This is a genomic window from Streptomyces sp. NPDC006879 (genome assembly GCF_042869595.1).
Classification (GTDB): domain Bacteria; phylum Actinomycetota; class Actinomycetes; order Streptomycetales; family Streptomycetaceae; genus Streptomyces.
Genome location: NZ_JBIAGC010000093.1, coordinates 1 through 3,998, shown reverse-complemented (window position 1 = coordinate 3,998; position 3,998 = coordinate 1). Strand labels below are relative to the sequence as shown.

Genomic DNA, 3,998 nt, shown 5'->3' with positions numbered 1-3,998 from the left:
CGGTCCCCGATCGCCTACGAGAACGACCTCCAGCCAGCTGCAACTACCCTGACCCAAGCCGCATAGACGTGTTCAAAATCCGGGGTCAAGGCCCGATCGCCACTGACCCTGCCATGCAGAGTGATGCCGTGTCAGCGCGATGATCAGCCAGCCATAGGCCGGAGTGACGGCCGGCGGGCAGCAGCGGCCTCACGGAACGAGGACGAGGCCCAGCGCGGGCGCGCTATCGTGGAGTCCTCTTATCTGCGGTTTTGTGATCTGGCAGGAGTATCCGCGTGCCTGAGGACCCCATCGCTCACAGCGAGCTCGCTGCCCTGACCCGGCGTTTCGAAGAGGTCGCGGAGAAGCACGACCGCGAGTTCGGGATCATCAAGTCCGACCTCACCGCGGTACGCCTCCAGATCGGCAACCTGGACCAGAAAGTCGAAGCGCTCGACAAGAAGATCGACCGGAACCAGGCCCAGATCATCGAGCTGCTCACCCAGCTCGTCGGGCAGCGCCCCGACGCCGGCTGACTTCCCCGGGCCCGGTGCCCGGCCCGTACATGGCGACAGCCCCGACCCGAGGTCTCCGGTCGGGGCTGTGGTGTGTCCGGAGTCAGTTTCCGGCGAGGAGGTGTTCCTGCCGGGCTCGGACCAGGCCGCGCCAGGCGGAGCGGACGTCGGCTTCGTTCACGGTCCAGCGGGTGGTCGACGGCTCTGGGAGCGGCAGTCCGGCCATGTAGTGGGCGATGTCGGTGAAGTAGGCGAAGTCGCCGGTGGTGGTGTGCGCGCGCAGTCGGTCGATGGTGGCAGCCAGGCCCTGGTCCTCGCCGCGGACGGCGTGGTGGAAGGCGAGGGCGAGCTCCACGAACCGGTGGAGGAAGGGGAGCCCCGCGGCCTCGATGCCGGTCCGCAGGTTCTGGGCGCGGGAGGTGACGTCGCCGGTTCCGGCGTCCTTGATCAGGGCGACGACCTGGGCGAGGAGGGTGTTGGAGCGCTGGTCGAGGCCGTCGAGGAGCTGGTGGGCGAGGGAGAGTTCGTGGTCGGCACGGTCGGGGTCGGCGAAGGAGACGGCCAGGGCGAGGCGGACCTGCATCATGGCGCGTTCGCCAGCGGCGCCGTGCTGTTCGGCTTCGGCGCGACCGGCTTCGAAGGCGGCGACGGCGGGCCGCGGTATCGGCGTGGGACCACAGGATGTCGCCGTGGACTCGGTGGTGGCGGCCTTTCCAGCCCAGGGTGGGGACGGCGGCCAGGGCGGTGGGGAAGTCGCCGGCGAGGCGGGCGAGGTTGGCAAGTCCCCGGCGGGCCCGGGGGGCGTACCGGCCGCCCGAGTCGACAACCTGCTGCATTCCGGCGCGGGCGGCCTGGTTCTGGCTGAGGTCTTTGTACGCCTTGGCCCGGTAGTACAGGCCCATCTCGGCGAGCTCGGCGGGTAGCAGGCCGCTGTCGAGGACGGCGGTGAGTCGGTCGGCGGTGCGCTGGCGGTGTTCGTGCTGGCGGCGGGCAATCGCGGTGAGGAGCTCGGCCAGGGCGTCGGCTGGGGTGCCCGGCGCCGGGTTGGCGCTGGTGGTGTCGGTGGGGAGGGAGAGGGGCTCCCACACGGAGTCGTCGGTGTAGGCGTGGGCGGCGCTGGTGAGCCAGCCCAGGTCGCTCAGGCGGTGTTCGCGGGCCAGGCGCAAGCCCTGGCGCAGGCAGGCGACCAGGAGCATGCGGCTGGGGCCGAGCGCGGTGGCGTTGGTCCACTGGTCGCCGAGGGCGGCCAGGGCACGGGTGGCGGCCTGGTTCCAGTCGGCGGGGGTCCAGCGGTCGTCGCTGTGGTCGTCGTCGCGGACGGCGCTGCGGATCGCGCGGTGCAGGTGGTAGGGCCACAGGGCGTACGGGGGACCATCCCCGCGGGCGCGGGGAGCAGCTGACATCGACCCCCGATCCGGCATGGGGCGCGGGACCATCCCCGCGGGCGCGGGGAGCAGAGGATCCGGGGCGTGCCGCGGAAGCGCTGGTCGGGACCATCCCTGCGGGCGCGGGGAGCAGGCGGCACCGCTCGTCGTCGCCGGGGCACTGCGGGGACCATCCCTGCGGGCGCGGGGAGCAGGACTTCGCACAGTTCCCCGCTGAGCTGGCCGCGGGACCATCCCCGCGGGCGCGGGGAGCAGAGCCATGACGCTCTCATCCGTGCCGCGTTCCGGGGACCATCCCCGCGGGCGCGGGGAGCAGGGGAGGGGCGCGCTGCTGCGGGCGCTTTGGGGGGGACCATCCCCGCGGGCGCGGGGAGCAGTGGACGGAGGCGATGGCCCGCGCGAGCATGCCGGGACCATCCCCGCGGGCGCGGGGAGCAGTTCGTCAGCGGCTCCGGTCGCGCGCCGGGGTGGGGACCATCCCCGCGGGCGCGGGGAGCAGGAAGCCCACCGCGTGTTGAAGCCCGGCGGCGTGGGACCATCCCCGCGGGCGCGGGGAGCAGAGGGCGATCCGCCCTGTGTCGGTCATGAGCGTGGGACCATCCCCGCGGGCGCGGGGAGCAGTGCGTGGTCGAGCCGCGCTTGAGCGTGAGCTCGGGACCATCCCCGCGGGCGCGGGGAGCAGCCGACGGCCCATCCCCGCGGGCGCGGGGAGCAGTTCAACAGCCCGCTCCATCCGGACAACCGCGAGGGACCATCCCCGCGGGCGCGGGGAGCAGAGGTGGTCCAGGATCGCGCCGTGGGCGGCGGCGGGACCATCCCCGCGGGCGCGGGGAGCAGTCGGCTTCGGTGACGATTTCGGCGGTCTTGGTGGGACCATCCCCGCGGGCGCGGGGAGCAGGCCGCCGGTCTTGTCGTGGTAGACCGACAAGGCGGGACCATCCCCGCGGGCGCGGGGAGCAGCATGGGTTGGCTCTCTTTCTGGGTGGGTTGTTGGGACCATCCCCGCGGGCGCGGGGAGCAGGGACACCGGAACGGGCTTGTCGGGGTGGTGGCGGGACCATCCCCGCGGGCGCGGGGAGCAGTCGACGAGGGTCCGGGTCACTGTTCGTCTCCGGGGACCATCCCCGCGGGCGCGGGGAGCAGCTCCAGCTGGCCGAGGGTGATCATGCTCATGGGGGACCATCCCCGCGGGCGCGGGGAGCAGGCATGCAATGGGGGCGGGTGTGCTGGCGGGGCGGGACCATCCCCGCGGGCGCGGGGAGCAGGACGACGACGGAAACGAAGTCGCTCTAGGCTGGGGACCATCCCCGCGGGCGCGGGGAGCAGAACCGAACGCGCCTCGCGCTGCGCCACCCCGAGGGACCATCCCCGCGGGCGCGGGGAGCAGGTTCGTGACATGACGCCTGCTGAGGAAGCGGCGGGACCATCCCCGCGGGCGCGGGGAGCAGAGGACGTCGTCCGCGACACCGGCCCTGAACTGGGGACCATCCCCGCGGGCGCGGGGAGCAGACCTCAACGTTGTGGACGACTGCGACGGAGGAGGGACCATCCCCGCGGGCGCGGGGAGCAGTCTGCGTGACCTGCAGAGTAGCCCCGGGTGAAGGTCTTTCTGAACCACTTCTAGATAATCCGGCAAACCATCCTGAATGGTGAACACTGACGTGTCTCGGTATGTGGCTTGAGCCGTGTGGCCAGGCATCGAGTTGATCTCCCAGTCCTGCGGTAGGACTCGCTGGCAGCAGGTGGCTGCTTTCGGTGCATGTCTGGTTGTCCTTGCACGGGCGTGGGGGTGGTTTGCTGAACCGGGTTTGGTTGGTGTGGTGCTTCGATGGTCGTATGTCGTCGGTCGTTGACGTTCCCGTGAGCCGAAATCCGTGATCACCTGACATGGGGCCCATGGATGTATTTTCATGCTCATGTGATGAGCGTGGATGTGGGTCAACGGTGGCTCGCTGCGCATCGGTTGTCCGCGGCTGCCCGTGTGGTGTGGGCGAAGCACGACCGGGATGACGACGGCTGGCTGCCTGAGCTGCCCCGAGTTTCGTAGAGTCCGATCTTGATTGGTTCAGGCGGACTGCGGGGTTTGCTCCTGGCTGCGCCAGAAGGCTTCTTCGTACTC

General features: G+C 71.3%; 3 protein-coding genes and 2 CRISPR repeat arrays. Of the genes, 2 read left to right on the top strand and 1 reads right to left on the bottom strand.

What is annotated here, in order from left to right; genetic code table 11:
• Nucleotides 1-275: 275 nt before the first annotated feature.
• Nucleotides 276-515 carry a hypothetical protein gene (locus ACFYMC_RS29605; protein ID WP_266542384.1) on the top strand — a complete coding sequence of 80 codons (240 nt, stop codon included), beginning with the start codon at nt 276-278 and terminating at the stop codon, nt 513-515.
• An 82-nt stretch (nt 516-597) separates the two neighbouring features.
• Here ACFYMC_RS29605 and ACFYMC_RS29600 read toward each other — a convergent pair whose 3' ends face one another.
• Nucleotides 598-1,080 carry a hypothetical protein gene (locus tag ACFYMC_RS29600; RefSeq protein WP_388531197.1) on the bottom strand — a complete coding sequence of 161 codons (483 nt, stop codon included), beginning with the start codon at nt 1,078-1,080 and terminating at the stop codon, nt 598-600.
• Between the two features lie 82 nt (nt 1,081-1,162).
• Between ACFYMC_RS29600 and ACFYMC_RS29595 the strand changes: the two genes are divergently transcribed.
• Entirely contained in the window at nt 1,163-1,417 is a 255-nt protein-coding gene (locus tag ACFYMC_RS29595) for a hypothetical protein (protein ID WP_388531194.1), read from the top strand.
• Nucleotides 1,418-1,861: 444 nt separating this feature from the next.
• Nucleotides 1,862-2,561: a CRISPR direct-repeat array (repeat unit 29 nt; unit sequence GGGACCATCCCCGCGGGCGCGGGGAGCAG).
• A 4-nt stretch (nt 2,562-2,565) separates the two neighbouring features.
• Nucleotides 2,566-3,449: direct repeats of the CRISPR family, unit length 29 nt; unit sequence GGGACCATCCCCGCGGGCGCGGGGAGCAG.
• Nucleotides 3,450-3,998 lie beyond the last annotated feature (549 nt).